Origin of the sequence: Enterobacter cloacae complex sp. SYL001 (assembly GCF_049237025.1) — a bacterium.
Lineage (GTDB): Bacteria > Pseudomonadota > Gammaproteobacteria > Enterobacterales > Enterobacteriaceae > Enterobacter > Enterobacter intestinihominis.
Genome location: NZ_JBMKJI010000007.1, coordinates 87,331 through 102,771 on the forward strand (window position 1 = coordinate 87,331; position 15,441 = coordinate 102,771).

General features: G+C 55.0%; 12 protein-coding genes. 5 read left to right on the forward strand and 7 right to left on the reverse strand.

Annotation, left to right across the window (positions count from 1 at the left end; all coding sequences use genetic code 11):
• Positions 1-48: 48 nt before the first annotated feature.
• Positions 49-1,422 (reverse strand): exodeoxyribonuclease VII large subunit, encoded by a 1,374-nt coding sequence (xseA, locus tag ACOTZP_RS09550; protein WP_045621484.1) that lies wholly within the window; start codon positions 1,420-1,422, stop codon positions 49-51.
• Between the two features lie 159 nt (positions 1,423-1,581).
• Here xseA and guaB point away from each other — a divergent pair, with 159 nt between their 5' ends.
• Complete coding sequence (gene guaB, locus ACOTZP_RS09555; protein ID WP_003860601.1) at positions 1,582-3,048, forward strand: IMP dehydrogenase; 1,467 nt, start codon at positions 1,582-1,584, stop codon at positions 3,046-3,048.
• Positions 3,049-3,116: 68 nt separating this feature from the next.
• Positions 3,117-4,694, forward strand: a complete 1,578-nt coding sequence (gene guaA / locus ACOTZP_RS09560; RefSeq protein WP_023300703.1) for a glutamine-hydrolyzing GMP synthase — start codon at positions 3,117-3,119, stop codon at positions 4,692-4,694.
• 159 nt (positions 4,695-4,853) lie between these two features.
• On the opposite strand, the gene ACOTZP_RS09565 is transcribed toward guaA, so the two are convergent.
• The 3 genes from ACOTZP_RS09565 to ACOTZP_RS09575 form a co-directional block, all read right to left on the reverse strand.
• Positions 4,854-5,345 (reverse strand): Hcp family type VI secretion system effector, encoded by a 492-nt coding sequence (locus ACOTZP_RS09565; protein ID WP_046618992.1) that lies wholly within the window; start codon positions 5,343-5,345, stop codon positions 4,854-4,856.
• 251 nt (positions 5,346-5,596) lie between these two features.
• Positions 5,597-6,112, reverse strand: coding sequence for a DUF2778 domain-containing protein (locus ACOTZP_RS09570; protein WP_023300701.1), 516 nt, complete (start codon positions 6,110-6,112; stop codon positions 5,597-5,599).
• A 461-nt stretch (positions 6,113-6,573) separates the two neighbouring features.
• Positions 6,574-6,927 (reverse strand): helix-turn-helix domain-containing protein, encoded by a 354-nt coding sequence (locus ACOTZP_RS09575; protein WP_006811509.1) that lies wholly within the window; start codon positions 6,925-6,927, stop codon positions 6,574-6,576.
• Positions 6,928-7,261: 334 nt separating this feature from the next.
• On the opposite strand from ACOTZP_RS09575, the gene ACOTZP_RS09580 reads away from it, so the two are divergent.
• Both ACOTZP_RS09580 and oqxB read left to right on the forward strand, forming a co-directional pair.
• Positions 7,262-8,437 (forward strand): efflux RND transporter periplasmic adaptor subunit, encoded by a 1,176-nt coding sequence (locus ACOTZP_RS09580; protein WP_022648992.1) that lies wholly within the window; start codon positions 7,262-7,264, stop codon positions 8,435-8,437.
• 23 nt (positions 8,438-8,460) lie between these two features.
• Positions 8,461-11,613 carry a multidrug efflux RND transporter permease subunit OqxB gene (gene oqxB / locus ACOTZP_RS09585; RefSeq protein WP_023300700.1) on the forward strand — a complete coding sequence of 1,051 codons (3,153 nt, stop codon included), beginning with the start codon at positions 8,461-8,463 and terminating at the stop codon, positions 11,611-11,613.
• 66 nt (positions 11,614-11,679) lie between these two features.
• Here oqxB and ACOTZP_RS09590 read toward each other — a convergent pair whose 3' ends face one another.
• The 3 genes from ACOTZP_RS09590 to ACOTZP_RS09600 form a co-directional block, all read right to left on the reverse strand.
• Positions 11,680-12,159: an RrF2 family transcriptional regulator gene (locus ACOTZP_RS09590; protein ID WP_003860591.1), complete on the reverse strand. Its 480-nt coding sequence runs from the start codon at positions 12,157-12,159 to the stop codon at positions 11,680-11,682.
• A gap of 167 nt (positions 12,160-12,326) precedes the next feature.
• The gene (locus ACOTZP_RS09595) at positions 12,327-13,715 is read right to left on the reverse strand and encodes a sensor histidine kinase (protein WP_271074807.1); all 1,389 of its coding nucleotides are present in this window, start codon (positions 13,713-13,715) and stop codon (positions 12,327-12,329) included.
• A complete protein-coding gene (locus ACOTZP_RS09600; RefSeq protein ID WP_271074806.1) occupies positions 13,715-14,392 on the reverse strand; it encodes a response regulator in 678 nt (225 codons plus the stop codon). The genes ACOTZP_RS09595 and ACOTZP_RS09600 overlap by 1 nt, the downstream gene beginning before the upstream one ends.
• A gap of 206 nt (positions 14,393-14,598) precedes the next feature.
• On the opposite strand from ACOTZP_RS09600, the gene ACOTZP_RS09605 reads away from it, so the two are divergent.
• Positions 14,599-15,435: a MipA/OmpV family protein gene (locus ACOTZP_RS09605; protein ID WP_271074805.1), complete on the forward strand. Its 837-nt coding sequence runs from the start codon at positions 14,599-14,601 to the stop codon at positions 15,433-15,435.
• Positions 15,436-15,441: the final 6 nt, after the last annotated feature.

The window sequence follows — 15,441 nt, forward strand, 5'->3', positions numbered from 1 at the left end:
TTATTAAAAAAGGCAATAGCAGCAGTATAGTTTGTAACCGGCGAAGATTTATCCGCTTTTACGCTGACGCGTTTTTTTCACCGGTTTGATCTCTTTCACTTCACTCTCGACCCAGCCGTCAGAAAGCCGGGTGGTGAGCACATCCCCTGCTTTAACCTGCTTCGTCTGCTTCAGCACTTTGCCGTCCGTCGCGGTGGTCACGCTATAGCCGCGGGCCAGCGTGGAGAGTGGGCTGACGGCTTCCAGATGGGTGACCGCATTGCCAAAACGCTCGCGGGTGGCGCTCAGGCGTGAGCGGATATTTTCCGCGAGGCGGAACTCAAGCTGCTGGATCCGCGTTTGTGCGCGATAAATCTTTGGCTGCGGATTCTGCTGGTTCAGACGCTGAGTCGTGCGCTGCTGGCGCGATATCGCTTTCTTAAGCTGGTTATCCAGCGCGAAGTTCATCCGCTGACGCAGACGCTCCAGTACGGTTTGCTGACGCGCCAGACGCAATTGCGGATGCTGCTGTTGCAGACGATGATGAAGCTGGGTAAAGCGGCGGGTACGGTTGGCGAGGAAGTAGTCCATCGCCATCTCCAGGCGCTGCTGCCCGTTCTGGATCTGGCGCAGCAGCTCCTGCTGATTACGGCTGACCACCTCTGCCGCCGCGGACGGCGTGGGCGCGCGTAAATCCGCGACAAAATCGGCTATCGTCACATCCGTTTCATGGCCGACGGCGCTCACCACAGGGATAAGGCTGGCAAAGATTGCCCGCGCCACGCGCTCGTCGTTAAAGCTCCACAGGTCTTCCAGCGAGCCGCCGCCGCGCCCGACGATCAGGACATCGCACTCCTGACGCGCATTCGCCAGCTCAATCGCGCGCACGATCTGCCCCGGCGCATCGTCACCCTGAACGGCAGTTGGGTAGATAATGACGGGCAGGGAAGGGTCACGGCGCTTCAGGACGTGCAAAATATCGTGCAGCGCCGCGCCGGTTTTCGAGGTGATAACTCCAACACAGTGGGCAGGTGAGGGCAGGGGCTTTTTAAACTGCTGGTCAAACAATCCCTCAGCCGAAAGCATGGCTTTTAACTGCTCGTACTTCTGCTGCAACAAGCCTTCACCGGCGGGCTGCATGCTCTCGACGATAATCTGATAATCGCCGCGCGGCTCATACAGGGTAATGTTGGCGCGAACCAGAACCTGCTGGCCATGCTGAGGGCGGAACGTCACGCGACGATTGCTGTTGCGGAACATCGCGCAGCGCACCTGAGCGGTGTCGTCTTTTAGCGTAAAGTACCAGTGACCGGAAGCAGGCTGCGTGAAGTTAGAGATTTCACCGCTGATCCAGACCTGTCCCATTTCCTGCTCAAGCAGCAAACGCACCGTCTGATTAAGGCGGCTGACAGTATAAATTGAGGGGGATTGAGAGGATAACATGTGAGCGGGATCAAATTCTAAATCAGCAAGTTATTCAGTCGATAGTAACCTGCTGAGAGGCGATCGCAAGCATTTTTTTCAAAAAAGTGTAGATGCAATCGGTTACGCTCTGTATAATGCCACGGCAATATTTAACCACCCAGGTCAGAGATATTGCCCATGCTACGTATCGCTAAAGAAGCACTGACGTTTGACGACGTCCTCCTCGTTCCCGCTCATTCCACCGTTCTGCCGAATACTGCCGACCTCAGCACGCAGTTGACGAAAACCATTCGTCTGAACATTCCTATGCTCTCCGCAGCAATGGACACCGTGACTGAAGCGCGTCTGGCTATCGCTTTGGCACAGGAAGGCGGCATTGGCTTTATCCACAAAAACATGTCTATCGAGCGTCAGGCGGAAGAAGTTCGCCGCGTGAAGAAACATGAATCCGGTATCGTGTCCGATCCTCAGACCGTTCTGCCAACCACCACCCTGCACGAAGTGAAAGCGCTAACCGAGCGTAACGGCTTCGCAGGTTACCCGGTTGTGACCGAAGACAACGAGCTGGTGGGCATCATCACCGGTCGTGATGTGCGTTTCGTGACTGACCTGAACCAGCCTGTCAGCGTCTATATGACACCAAAAGAGCGCCTGGTGACCGTTCGCGAAGGCGAAACCCGCGACGTGGTGCTGGCGAAAATGCACGAAAAACGCGTTGAGAAAGCGCTGGTTGTGGATGCGAACTTCCACCTGCGTGGCATGATCACCGTTAAAGATTTCCAGAAAGCAGAACGTAAACCGAACGCCTGTAAAGACGAGCATGGCCGTCTGCGCGTCGGCGCTGCGGTTGGCGCGGGCGCAGGTAACGAAGAGCGCGTTGACGCGCTGGTTGCCGCGGGCGTTGACGTGCTGCTGATTGACTCCTCACATGGCCACTCCGAAGGCGTTCTGCAACGTATTCGTGAAACCCGTGCTAAATACCCGGATCTCCAGATCATCGGCGGTAACGTGGCTACGGGCGCAGGTGCTCGCGCACTGGCGGAAGCCGGTTGCAGCGCGGTGAAAGTGGGTATCGGCCCTGGCTCTATCTGTACTACCCGTATCGTCACCGGCGTGGGCGTTCCGCAGATCACCGCGGTGTCTGACGCGGTTGAAGCGCTGGAAGGCACCGGTATTCCGGTTATCGCGGACGGCGGTATCCGCTTCTCTGGCGACATCGCCAAAGCGATCGCCGCAGGTGCCGCAGCCGTGATGGTGGGCTCCATGCTGGCCGGTACCGAAGAATCCCCGGGCGAAATCGAACTCTACCAGGGCCGTTCTTATAAATCCTACCGCGGTATGGGCTCCCTGGGCGCGATGTCCAAAGGTTCCTCCGACCGTTACTTCCAGACCGATAACGCCGCTGACAAACTGGTACCGGAAGGCATCGAAGGCCGCGTGGCCTATAAAGGCCGTCTGAAAGAGATCATCCACCAGCAGATGGGCGGCCTGCGTTCCTGTATGGGTCTTACCGGCTGTGGTACCATTGACCTGCTGCGTACCAAAGCGGAATTCGTACGCATCAGCGGTGCGGGTATCCAGGAGAGCCACGTGCACGACGTGACGATCACCAAAGAGTCCCCGAACTACCGTCTGGGATCATGATTTTCTTCGCCCGACCTCGTGTCGGGCGATTTATTTAATCTGTTTCACTTGCCTCGGAATTAGCGTCAATGACGGAAAACATTCATAAACATCGCATCCTCATCCTCGATTTTGGTTCTCAGTACACTCAACTGGTGGCGCGTCGCGTGCGTGAGCTGGGCGTATACTGTGAGCTGTGGGCGTGGGATGTCACGGAAGCACAGATTCGCGAGTTCAATCCAAGCGGCATCATCCTGTCCGGCGGCCCGGAGAGCACCACCGAAGCGAACAGCCCGCGCGCGCCGCAGTACGTATTCGAAGCGGGCGTACCGGTGTTCGGCGTGTGCTACGGCATGCAGACTATGGCGATGCAGCTGGGCGGTCACGTTGAAGGCTCTAACGAGCGTGAGTTCGGCTACGCGCAGGTTGAAGTCGTCACCGACAGCGCGCTGGTGCGCGGTATCGAAGACTCCCTGACCGCAGACGGCAAACCGCTGCTGGACGTATGGATGAGCCACGGCGACAAAGTCACCGCTATCCCGTCGGACTTCGTGACCGTAGCCAGCACCGAAAGCTGCCCGTTCGCGATTATGGCGAACGAAGAAAAACGCTTCTACGGCGTGCAGTTCCACCCGGAAGTGACTCACACCCGTCAGGGTATGCGCATGCTGGAGCGCTTCGTGCGTGATATCTGCCAGTGTGAAGCCCTGTGGACCCCGGCAAAAATCATCGACGACGCCGTGGAGCGTATCCGCCAGCAGGTTGGTGATGACAAAGTGATCCTCGGCCTCTCCGGCGGCGTGGATTCCTCCGTGACCGCGATGCTGCTGCACCGCGCCATCGGCAAAAACCTGACCTGCGTCTTCGTGGACAACGGCCTGCTGCGTCTGAACGAAGCCCAGCAGGTCATGGACATGTTCGGCGACCACTTCGGTCTGAATATCGTTCACGTGGAAGGCGAACAGCGCTTCCTGGACGCGCTGAAAGGCGAGAACGATCCGGAAGCGAAACGTAAAATCATCGGCCGCGTATTCGTGGAAGTGTTCGACGAAGAAGCGCTGAAGCTGGAAGACGTGAAATGGCTGGCGCAGGGTACTATCTACCCTGACGTGATCGAGTCTGCGGCATCCGCAACCGGTAAAGCGCACGTCATCAAATCTCACCACAACGTGGGCGGCCTGCCGAAAGAGATGAAGATGGGTCTGGTTGAACCGCTGCGCGAGCTGTTCAAAGACGAAGTGCGTAAGATCGGTCTGGAACTGGGTCTGCCGTACGACATGCTCTACCGTCACCCGTTCCCGGGCCCGGGCCTCGGCGTACGCGTGCTGGGCGAAGTGAAGAAAGAGTACTGCGACCTGCTGCGTCGCGCGGACGCGATCTTCATTGAAGAGCTGCACAAGGCTGACCTGTACAACAAGGTTAGCCAGGCGTTCACCGTGTTCCTGCCGGTTCGCTCCGTCGGCGTGATGGGCGATGGCCGCAAGTACGACTGGGTTGTTTCCCTGCGTGCTGTGGAAACCATCGACTTCATGACCGCGCACTGGGCGCACCTGCCGTATGACTTCTTAGGCCGCGTGTCTAACCGCATCATCAACGAAGTGAACGGCATTTCCCGCGTGGTGTATGACATCAGCGGCAAGCCACCGGCGACGATCGAGTGGGAATGATTTCGCGTCTGGCTACAGCCTGTAGGTAAATGCAGTAAAGTATCTCTAAGCCCGCGTAACTGCGGGCTTTTTTGTTTTTTATGTCTGGCACTTTCTGGCAGCGTTAGCAACGAAGAGCATAATTTCAGAACGCACTGTGGCGCAGAAAGTAACAGAAATTTATGCTGTTGGCCTCTCGTACCATGAATCAGAGAATTGGATATTCCCATCTACAATACGCCATGTGATTTTTTCATATTGCATAGAGACGGATTCCATATGGTTTAACTTATCATTGCCTGATAATTTAACATTGGGCACACCACAATTAACACCCGTTATTTTTACATTTTCCATTAATACGGTGTAATAACACACCTCTTGGCCCGCATCATTGATATGATAAAATTTTACTTCTGCACTTTTTAATGTTTGCCCTGTAGTTGCTGCTTTGTAGAGATAGGGACTGGAACTGTCGACTTCTTTTTCAAAATTAAATGATGAATGTTGGCGTGTTCCGGTGATCTTTCCATTGGCAGTATCGACGGGAAGGTTAACACCATGACCCATACTGATTACCTCGATAGAGCCCTCACGATCCTGAACATCTACAGAGCCTTTGATATCTGCACCACCATCATCTTTTAGCCAAAGATAGGGAGGGATAGGCATTTTATTTACTCCTTATTAGTTTAATTAACTTCATTGTTATGATGTAGAAAAAGATAGAGGTAAGAGTGTTGAATGAAATTAATACATAATCATAACTATAATAGATATCTTCGGGTGTTGGGTTGTTGTTAATTAAATAGGAAATTCTAATAGCTGTTTCGTGACTTATTAATGGATGTTCAGTTAAGTAGCAAACATCTAACCATGAAACAATAGCGAATATGCCGATGAAAAGAACCATTCTAACAGAACTAAGGACAAGTTTTCTGATAACCACCAATAATGACCTCAATTGTTCCATAGGATTCTAAATCAAGACCTTTAACCTTTGCTGTCTTTGTTCTTAATAGTGCGTTTCTTAATCTATTGTAATCTGATTGGCTTGGTAAAGTTATACACCCTTCTGATACCTGACCGGGATGTAGCCTAAATCCACCTCTGGCTACGCTTTTGTAAAATGTAGAATCATCTATATTCCCATCGTCGCGAAATAAAGCAAACCATTCAGAATGATCAACATGATAACTAAAAGTGCTTTTATATGTATCGACTCCCCAGGCTCTAAATCTGTTAGCCATACTTCCTTTAGGCCTGTCTACTATATAATATTTACCTTTTGGTAGCGGTCCAACGTTAGGAATGATGCCACATGCTCCTTTGTTTCTGTATGCACCGTTACCAGAAAAAGCCATAAAGACTCCAACACCATCAAATTCAAGTGGTGAGTAATCAGCATCATTTATAATAAACTTTCCATGCAAAGTCATGTATCTCTCTTTTCTTTATAGATGCTTATGAAAATTATCTGCATATAGTGCGTGTATTTTTAAAATAAAATATACATAAAGTGCGCATTTAATTATTTTACTCTAAAAAAGGTTGGCTTGCCTTTGGAAAGTAGATCTATATCAATTTTACAGCTACACCCGATAGTAGATCGTTTTAAGGGATGTGTTCATAAAAATATAAAGTGAAGTTCCACAGATAATCCCGACAAAAATCATCCCTACAGTTGTACTCGGAACCTCGACGTAACGAGATTAAGGACAATATATAAGAAAGCCGATTATCGAGAATAGCGTAAAGCCAAAATACAAGGACTGAGCTGATATGATTGAGTAGGAATAAGCCCGTAAACCTTTCTGCACGTCATAAGCAGTTAAGACTGATAAACCCCCCTTTTACAGAGGGTTTTTCTTTTGTAACTGATATCCGAACGGGACGTGAATTATTGGCTCATCTGTCGGGATCCACGGCAGCCGATACTGCGTCGCCATGCCCCTGGCGCCTGACCATACTGACGCTTAAAGCTGCGGTTGAAGGACTGCTGAGAGTCAAAGCCCAGCGCGATCGCCACGTTCAGAATCGGTTCATCGCTTTGGGCTAAGCGCTCAACCGATTTTTGCAGCTTTTGCGCGCGAATATATTCAGCGAGAGGGGAGCCGGTATGTTCTTTGAAGATCCGCTGGAGATGCCATTTCGAATAGCCGGCTCGCCTGGAGACGGTTTCAATGTCCAGGCGGCTATCAAGGTTGTTGTCGATCCAGTCGAGCAAATCGTGAATGAATGCACCCGTGTTCATCTTGCTTCCCCCTACGCCACGCATTAAAAGCATCTTTGTTTGTTGCACTTAAAGGTGGCCCGTTTTGATATTAATTGCAAGTTTTATTGTTACATTTAAATCCCTTCTCAAAACCCGTGATTTACCTTCGCCGCAAATAGCACATAAAGTGCAACAATTATTCTTGCACTTAATTAAGCGCCTTCCTACAATCGCCGCGATAGTGTATTCGCAACTGTTACAGTTTTGTGGCGATGAACGACACAAATGGCCTTAAGCCAGACCGGACAAAGGAAGTGGCGCGGCGCCTCCCGCTGCGTCTTGCCCGGCGGCTACAATAACCGGAATAAAAATAATGAGCCTGCAAAAAACCTGGGGTTACTTTCATCTGAGCGCGACGGGGGTGGTTTTACTCTCCGCGCTTCTCGTCGGGTGCGATGACAGCGTCGCGCAAAATGCCGCACCGCAAGCGCCCGTCGTCAGCGCAGCTGACGTGGTGGTGAAATCCATTAGCCAGTGGGACAGCTTTAACGGTCGCATTGAAGCGGTGGAAAGCGTTCAGCTGCGCCCACGCGTCTCCGGCTACATTGATAAAGTGAATTACACCGACGGCCAGGAGGTGAAAAAGGGCGAGGTGCTGTTCACGATTGATGACCGAACCTATCGCGCGGCGCTGGAACAGGCGCAGGCGAACCTGGCGAGAGCCAAAACGCAGGCCAGCCTGGCGCGAAGCGAGGCTAACCGTACCGATAAATTAGTCAATACCAACGTGGTATCCCGTGAAGAGTGGGAGCAGCGCCGTTCCGCCGCTACCCAGGCGCAGGCCGATATTCGCGCGGCGCAGGCGGCGGTTGATGCCGCGCAGCTCAACCTCGACTTCACCAAAGTGACCGCGCCTATCGACGGTCGCGCCAGCCGGGCGCTGATCACCAGCGGTAACCTGGTGACTGCGGGTGACAGCGCCAGCGTGCTCACCACCCTGGTCTCACAGAAGACGGTTTACGTCTACTTCGACGTGGACGAGTCCACCTATCTTCACTATCAGAACCTGGCCCGCAGCGGGCAGGGGGCGTCCAGTCACCACACGGCGCTGCCAGTGGAGATTGGTCTGACGGGTGAGGAGGGCTATCCCCATCAGGGCAAAGTGGATTTCCTGGATAACCAGCTCACGCCGAGTACCGGTACAATCCGCATGCGCGCGCTGCTGGATAACTCACAGCGTCAGTTCACGCCGGGACTCTTCGCACGCGTGCGCCTGCCGGGCAGTGCGGAATTTAAAGCCACGCTTGTTGACGATAAGGCGGTGCTGACCGATCAGGATCGTAAGTATGTTTATGTCGTTGATAAAGACGGGAAAGCGCAGCGCCGCGATATTACGCCGGGGCGTCTGGCCGACGGTTTACGTATTGTACAGCAGGGGCTGAATCCCGGGGATAAAGTCATCGTCGATGGTTTACAAAAAGTGTTTATGCCGGGTATGCCGGTTAACGCGAAAACCGTTGCCATGACCGCCAGCGCCGCCCTCAACTGATCCCTTACCTGAGAATCCAATCCATGGACTTTTCCCGTTTTTTCATCGACAGGCCGATTTTTGCCGCCGTACTGTCGATTCTGATTTTTATCACAGGATTAATCGCCATCCCGCTGCTGCCGGTGAGCGAATATCCTGATGTCGTGCCGCCAAGCGTGCAGGTGCGCGCCGAGTACCCGGGCGCCAACCCGAAAGTGATTGCCGAAACCGTGGCGACGCCGCTGGAAGAGGCGATCAACGGCGTTGAAAACATGATGTACATGAAATCCGTCGCGGGCTCCGATGGCGTGCTGGTGACTACCGTCACCTTCCGTCCGGGTACCGACCCGGATCAGGCGCAGGTACAGGTGCAAAACCGCGTCGCACAGGCCGAGGCGCGTCTGCCGGAAGACGTTCGGCGTCTGGGCATTACGACTCAGAAACAGTCGCCAACGCTGACGCTGGTGGTGCATCTCTTTTCGCCTGGCGGTAAGTACGATTCACTGTATATGCGTAACTACGCCACGCTGAAGGTGAAGGACGAGCTGGCGCGTCTGCCCGGCGTCGGTCAGATCCAGATTTTCGGCTCGGGTGAATACGCGATGCGCGTCTGGCTGGACCCAAATAAAGTGGCCGCGCGCGGACTGACGGCCTCGGACGTGGTGACGGCGATGCAGGAGCAAAACGTACAGGTCTCCGCCGGGCAGCTTGGCGCCGAGCCGCTGCCGAAAGAGAGCGATTTCCTGATCTCCATTAACGCCCAGGGCCGTCTGCATACCGAAGAAGAGTTTGGCAATATTGTCCTGAAAACAACGCAGGACGGTACGGTCGTCCGCCTGCGCGACGTGGCGCGCATAGAGATGGGTTCCGGCAGCTATGCGCTGCGCTCCCAGCTGAACAATAAAGACGCGGTCGGGATTGGTATCTTCCAGTCGCCGGGGGCAAACGCCATCGATCTGTCTAACGCGGTGCGCGCCAAAATGGACGAACTGTCCACGCGATTCCCGGACGATATGAAGTGGGCGGCACCTTACGACCCAACGGTATTTGTGCGCGACTCGATCCGTGCGGTTGTACAAACGCTGCTGGAAGCGGTGGTGCTGGTCGTGCTGGTGGTGATCCTGTTCCTGCAAACCTGGCGCGCGTCGATCATCCCGCTGATCGCGGTGCCGGTATCGGTGGTGGGTACCTTCAGCATTCTTTACCTGCTGGGCTTCTCGCTGAATACCCTGAGCCTGTTCGGGCTGGTGCTGGCCATCGGTATCGTGGTGGATGATGCCATCGTGGTGGTGGAGAACGTCGAGCGAAATATCGAAGAGGGGCTCGCCCCGCTTGCGGCGGCGCATCAGGCGATGCGTGAAGTGTCCGGGCCGATTATCGCCATTGCGCTGGTGCTGTGTGCAGTGTTTGTGCCGATGGCGTTCCTCTCTGGCGTGACCGGCCAGTTCTACAAACAGTTTGCGGTAACGATAGCCATTTCCACGGTGATCTCCGCGATCAACTCGCTGACGCTTTCTCCGGCGCTGGCCGCGCTGCTGTTGAAGCCGCATGGTGCCCCGAAAGATTTCCCGACCCGGCTTATCGATCGTCTGTTCGGCTGGATTTTCCGTCCGTTTAACCGCTTTTTCCATCGCAGCTCGACCGGCTATCAGGGACTGGTAGGGAAAACGCTTGGCCGACGCGGTGCAGTGTTTGCGGTTTATTTGCTGCTGCTTTGTGCCGCGGGTGTGATGTTTAAAGTCGTACCCGGCGGGTTTATTCCGACGCAGGATAAGCTGTACCTGATCGGCGGCGTGAAAATGCCGGAAGGCTCGTCGCTGGCGCGTACCGATGCGGTGATCCGCAAAATGAGCGAAATCGGGATGAATACCGAAGGCGTGGATTATGCGGTCGCGTTTCCTGGCCTGAACGCGCTCCAGTTCACCAATACGCCGAACACCGGGACGGTCTTCTTTGGCCTGAAGCCGTTCGACCAGCGTAAACATACTGCGGCGGAAATTAACGCGGAGATCAATGCGAAAATCGCTCAAATCCAGCAGGGCTTTGGCTTCTCGATTCTGCCGCCGCCGATTTTAGGGCTGGGTCAAGGGTCCGGTTATTCCCTGTATATTCAGGATCGTGCTGGTCTGGGCTATGGCGCGCTGCAAAACGCGGTGAACACCATGTCCGGGGCGATTATGCAGACGCCGGGTATGCATTTCCCCATCTCAACCTACCAGGCTAACGTTCCGCAGCTGGATGTGCAGGTTGACCGTGATAAAGCGAAAGCGCAGGGCGTATCGCTTACCGATCTTTTCGGCACGCTGCAAACCTATCTGGGCTCGTCATATGTAAACGACTTTAACCAGTTTGGACGGACCTGGCGCGTAATGGCACAGGCCGACGGGCAGTTCCGCGACAGCGTGGAAGATATCGCGAATTTACGCACACGCAATGACCAGGGCGAAATGGTGCCGATTGGCAGTATGGTGAAAATCACGACCACCTACGGGCCGGACCCGGTGATCCGCTACAATGGTTACCCGGCGGCGGATCTTATTGGTGATGCTGACCCGCGCGTGCTCTCTTCCGCGCAGGCGATGACGCAGCTGGACGCCATGTCTAAGCAGATCCTGCCGAACGGGATGAATATTGAATGGACGGACCTGAGTTTCCAGCAGGCCACCCAGGGCAATACGGCGCTGATCGTCTTCCCGGTCGCGGTGCTGCTGGCGTTCCTGGTGCTGGCGGCGCTGTATGAAAGCTGGACGCTGCCGCTGGCGGTGATCCTTATCGTGCCGATGACGATGCTCTCCGCGCTGTTCGGCGTCTGGCTGACCGGGGGCGATAACAACGTCTTCGTGCAGGTGGGGCTGGTCGTGCTGATGGGGCTGGCCTGTAAAAACGCGATACTTATCGTGGAGTTTGCCCGCGAGCTGGAAATTCAGGGCAAAGGCATCATGGAGGCTGCGCTGGAGGCGTGCCGCCTGCGTTTACGCCCGATTGTAATGACCTCTATCGCCTTTATTGCCGGGACCATTCCACTGATCCTAGGTCACGGGGCAGGGGCAGAAGTCCGCGGCGTCACCGGGATCACCGTCTTCTCCGGGATGCTGGGCGTGACGCTGTTTGGTCTGTTCCTGACGCCGGTCTTTTACGTGACGCTGCGTAAATTCGTGACGCGCGGCAAAGCGGAAAGAGAGGTGTTGCCTGCGTAGGACGTAGCAGATAACAAAAAGCCGCCTTCATTGTGAAGGCGGCTTTTTTTTCGCAATCCGTCAGGATTAAGGCGCTTTTTTATGCTGCGTACAGAGTTCCGGCACCGGATCGCACCCGCTGGTATCGGCTTTTTTCACCTCTTCCAGCGCGCTGGCGACGGTATGGCGCGCTAAAACCGCTAACGAAGCCTGCTCCGCTTCATCAGCGATTGATTTGAAGTACCAGCAGGCGTTGGCGCTGACCACACAGCGGGCCGGGACGTCAGGACGGGACGCCCACAGCTTTTTATCTTCAGTGACGGAAAGGTAGATATCACGCAGGGTGATCTCTTCAGCCGGGCGGCCAAGGTGAATAGAGCCGTTGCGGCCAAGCGTGGAGACGATGATGCCGTCCCGGGCGAGAGGAACCATTAATTTGCGGATAAAGCTCGGATTCGCTTCCAGGCCGTAAGCCAGGATTGCACTCGTCGAACGTTCACCCGATTGCTCCGCCATCGCTACGCTGAGAACCATCTGCAAAGCTGTCGGGAAGCGGTAATCTAACATTTTTCTGTCCTGGGTTGCGGTGAATCTTGTTCTTTTTGGCACCGCAGAGGTGAATAATCAGTGAGTAACAATATAACAAATACGGTAATTTTATTGAAGCAATCTGCGGCATACGTGAAGTAACGCTGCGCTGACACATGTCAGGACGTGTAGCGCCGGGTTTACGTTCATGCGAACGACGGATTCGGGAAATCAACGGTCACCATAAGACCACCTTCGGCTGACGTACTCAGATTGACCCTGCCGTTGTGTTGCTGCGTAACGGCTTTGACGATGGCAAGCCCCAGTCCACTCCCGCTTTGGGTCTGATTAGGATCGCGGAAAAATCTGTCGAACACGCGCTCCCGCAGTTCAACCGGGATACCGGGGCCGGCGTCTGAGACGCGCAGCTGAGCGGACTTATCACGCGATTGCAGTTGTACCTCAATGCGTCCACCCTCAGGGCTGTACTTCACGGCATTCTCAATTAAATTGTCGATCAGCGACACCAGACGTTCCCGAATGCCTGCGACATGGATTTCATCGTCACCGAAGAATTCAAACTCAATCCCGCGTGCCGATGCCAGCGGCTCCAGTGCGGCCATTCGCTCCTGAATAAGCGTTGTCAGCGGCACAGGCTCCATTACCGTGTCGATGTGCGCTTCGCTGTGCTTCATCAGCAGAAGCTGATTGACGAGACGAGCAGCACGGCTATTGCTGCGAACAATGCCTGCAAGCAGCTCCTGCTGGCTTTCGCTGATGACCCAGGACTGCAGCGCCTCGACGTTGATTCGCATCGCGGCCAGCGGCGTACGCAGCTCGTGCGCGGCATCGGCAATAAACACCCTTTCCCTTTCGGCGCTTTCCCGCACCCTGGCGAGAAAGTCATTAATCGCGTCCACCGTCTGGCGCAGCTCCCTGTGCCTGGGAACGGCTTTTAAGGGAGAGAGATCGTCTGGCGTGCGCAATGAAATTTCATTCACAACCCTGTTCCAGGGGCGCATCGCGATGCGGATTGACAGCCACGCGGGAAACAGAAGAAAAGGGATGCATACCAGCAGCGGCATGACGTAATAGCCGCGCGAGTTCAGGTAGATAAAGAAATTCCAGCTGCCAGCCGGGGTGAAAAGGGTGACTTCAACGTCGGAGCGCGCGGATTTGAGCGTGCGGCTCGTCCAGGTGTGGTCTCCGGTCCGGACGCGCTGCATTTCCCCCAGGCGGCTATTTTTCACCTCCGTTGGCGCGCCACGCGAAGAAAAAATAATCTCATTATGCTTGCGAACGATCAGGTTGATAGCGAGTTCCGGATCTTCACCGCCGCCATACCCCTCCCGCAGCGCCTTGCTGAACGCGGCTAGCACCTCATTACGCGCCTGCGGCCTATCCTCCATGCTCTCAACAAGGGAAAAGAGGGTTTCGTAAGTCTCACTGCCCGTGAGTATTGGAGGGCTGCGCAGGTCCTCCAGCAAAATGAAGGTTAAAAAGAAACACCAGAGCAACGTAAGCAGCAGCATCTGGGCGACCAGCATTCGCCTGACCAGCGTAGGGAGCCTGAGGCGGTACCAAAAATTACGCATCAACCTGGCGCCTTCTGAACCGGTACGGTATCAATGACGTACCCTACGCCCCGCACCGTTCGCACAAAGCCATCGCCAATTTTTCGCCGCAGGTTACCCATATGCACGTCGAGCGCGTTGCTGAGATTTTCTTTCGTGCCGAATATCCTCTCTTCCAGATACCGCCGCGTAAGCACGCGATCGGCGCGCAGCATTAACGTTTCAAGCAGCGCATATTCGCTTGCCGTCAGCTCAACGTGGCGTGCGCTCACCGTTACGCGACGCGTCGGAATATGAAGCGACAAACCGCGAATTTCTATTGCCTCATTTTCAAAACCGTAACTGCGTCGCGCAAGGGCTCTCACGCGTGCCAGCAGCTCGGCGAGAACAAAAGGTTTGACCAGATAGTCGTCCGCGCCCGCGTCCAGCCCGCACAGGCGGTCCTGCAGCGTGCCTCGCGCCGTCAGGATAATGACGGGGATCCCCCGGAGCTGCTGACGCAGGCGCGTCATCAGGCTCATGCCATCGCCATCGGGCAGCCCCAGGTCGAGCAGGATAAGCTCCGGCACGCAGAGCTCAAGCTGATGCAGCGCATCCTCTTTCCGGCGTACCCATATGACATCAAATCCTTGATCTGCAAGGGCGATACGTACGCCGTTGCCGAGATCCAGGTCGTCTTCAATTAGTAGAATTTTCACAAAGGTAACGGTATCAGCAGTGGATGAAGAACAGCTTAAGAAAAAAACGGTATCAGGAAATCATTTAGCTTTACATAACCAGCACGTGCTTCAGCGTTTCTTCATTTTCGGCTCATAAGAACCTTAGGGAGGGTATTCAGAATGAGCGCGCTGGCGTTTAACACCGCCTGAATCGTAACCATCTGAATCCAAAAAGGGCTTCTTTAATGAGAAACTGCAAACTGCGTCACAGGTTCCCCCGTTCACTCATCGGTCGCAGCGTGAAAAGCATCCTGTCGGGGGCCGTCCTGGCGTTACTGGCTACCCCGGCGCTGGCGGCCGGGCAGCGCCAGGGCAACGTTTTAACCCTGGGGGGCGGCGTGGATGTTGCGCCACGCTATTCCGGTTCGGATAAGAGCCGCGTTACTGCGGCTCAGGTGGTTGATTACGCGATGGCAAATGGGTTCTTTATCAGTACCACCCGCGGGCTCGGCTACGGCAACCGCGTTGGCAACCTGGATTACAGCGCTGCGCTGAGCTATCGCGCAGGACGTAAGGATCGCGACGTAAGCAGCGATTCAATCGCCTCCGGCAGCGACTACCTGCGGGGGATGGGTGACATCAAAGGCTCGGCCGTCGTTGTGCCGGGGCTGGGGTACAGGATAACTGACTGGCTTAACGTGCAGATGCATGCTGAGGTCCCGGTTTCGGAAAGAGACAACGGTGAGGCTGTGCACTTCGGCATTGCCAGCCCGCTCTACACCTCTCCTGAAAACTCGGTGACGCTGGCGCTGACCGGCAGCTGGGGATCCAGCAAGTACATGCAAACGTACTACGGGGTCAGCGCCGCCCAGTCGGCCGCATCGGGATTTGCCCGACATGATGCCGGATCGGGCATATACGCCTATTCGCTGAACCTGGACTGGACCCATAAGCTCACCTCCCGCTGGAGCCTGCTTGCCGCAGCTGGCGTTACGCAGCTGACGGGAGAGGCGGGCGATAGCCCCATTGTTCAGCGAAAAACGTCTCCTGTGGGAAGTTTGAAGGTGACGTATAGCTTCTGATGGTTC

Excerpts from the sequence above, each read along its gene's own strand:
- xseA (WP_045621484.1), bottom strand. The coding sequence starts at position 1,422 with ATGTTATCCTCTCAATCCCCCTCAATTTATACTGTCAGCCGCCTTAAT.
- guaB (WP_003860601.1), top strand. The coding sequence starts at position 1,582 with ATGCTACGTATCGCTAAAGAAGCACTGACGTTTGACGACGTCCTCCTC.
- guaA (WP_023300703.1), top strand. The coding sequence starts at position 3,117 with ATGACGGAAAACATTCATAAACATCGCATCCTCATCCTCGATTTTGGT.
- ACOTZP_RS09565 (WP_046618992.1), bottom strand. The coding sequence starts at position 5,345 with ATGCCTATCCCTCCCTATCTTTGGCTAAAAGATGATGGTGGTGCAGAT.
- ACOTZP_RS09570 (WP_023300701.1), bottom strand. The coding sequence starts at position 6,112 with ATGACTTTGCATGGAAAGTTTATTATAAATGATGCTGATTACTCACCA.
- ACOTZP_RS09575 (WP_006811509.1), bottom strand. The coding sequence starts at position 6,927 with ATGAACACGGGTGCATTCATTCACGATTTGCTCGACTGGATCGACAAC.
- ACOTZP_RS09580 (WP_022648992.1), top strand. The coding sequence starts at position 7,262 with ATGAGCCTGCAAAAAACCTGGGGTTACTTTCATCTGAGCGCGACGGGG.
- oqxB (WP_023300700.1), top strand. The coding sequence starts at position 8,461 with ATGGACTTTTCCCGTTTTTTCATCGACAGGCCGATTTTTGCCGCCGTA.
- ACOTZP_RS09590 (WP_003860591.1), bottom strand. The coding sequence starts at position 12,159 with ATGTTAGATTACCGCTTCCCGACAGCTTTGCAGATGGTTCTCAGCGTA.
- ACOTZP_RS09595 (WP_271074807.1), bottom strand. The coding sequence starts at position 13,715 with ATGCGTAATTTTTGGTACCGCCTCAGGCTCCCTACGCTGGTCAGGCGA.
- ACOTZP_RS09605 (WP_271074805.1), top strand. The coding sequence starts at position 14,599 with ATGAGAAACTGCAAACTGCGTCACAGGTTCCCCCGTTCACTCATCGGT.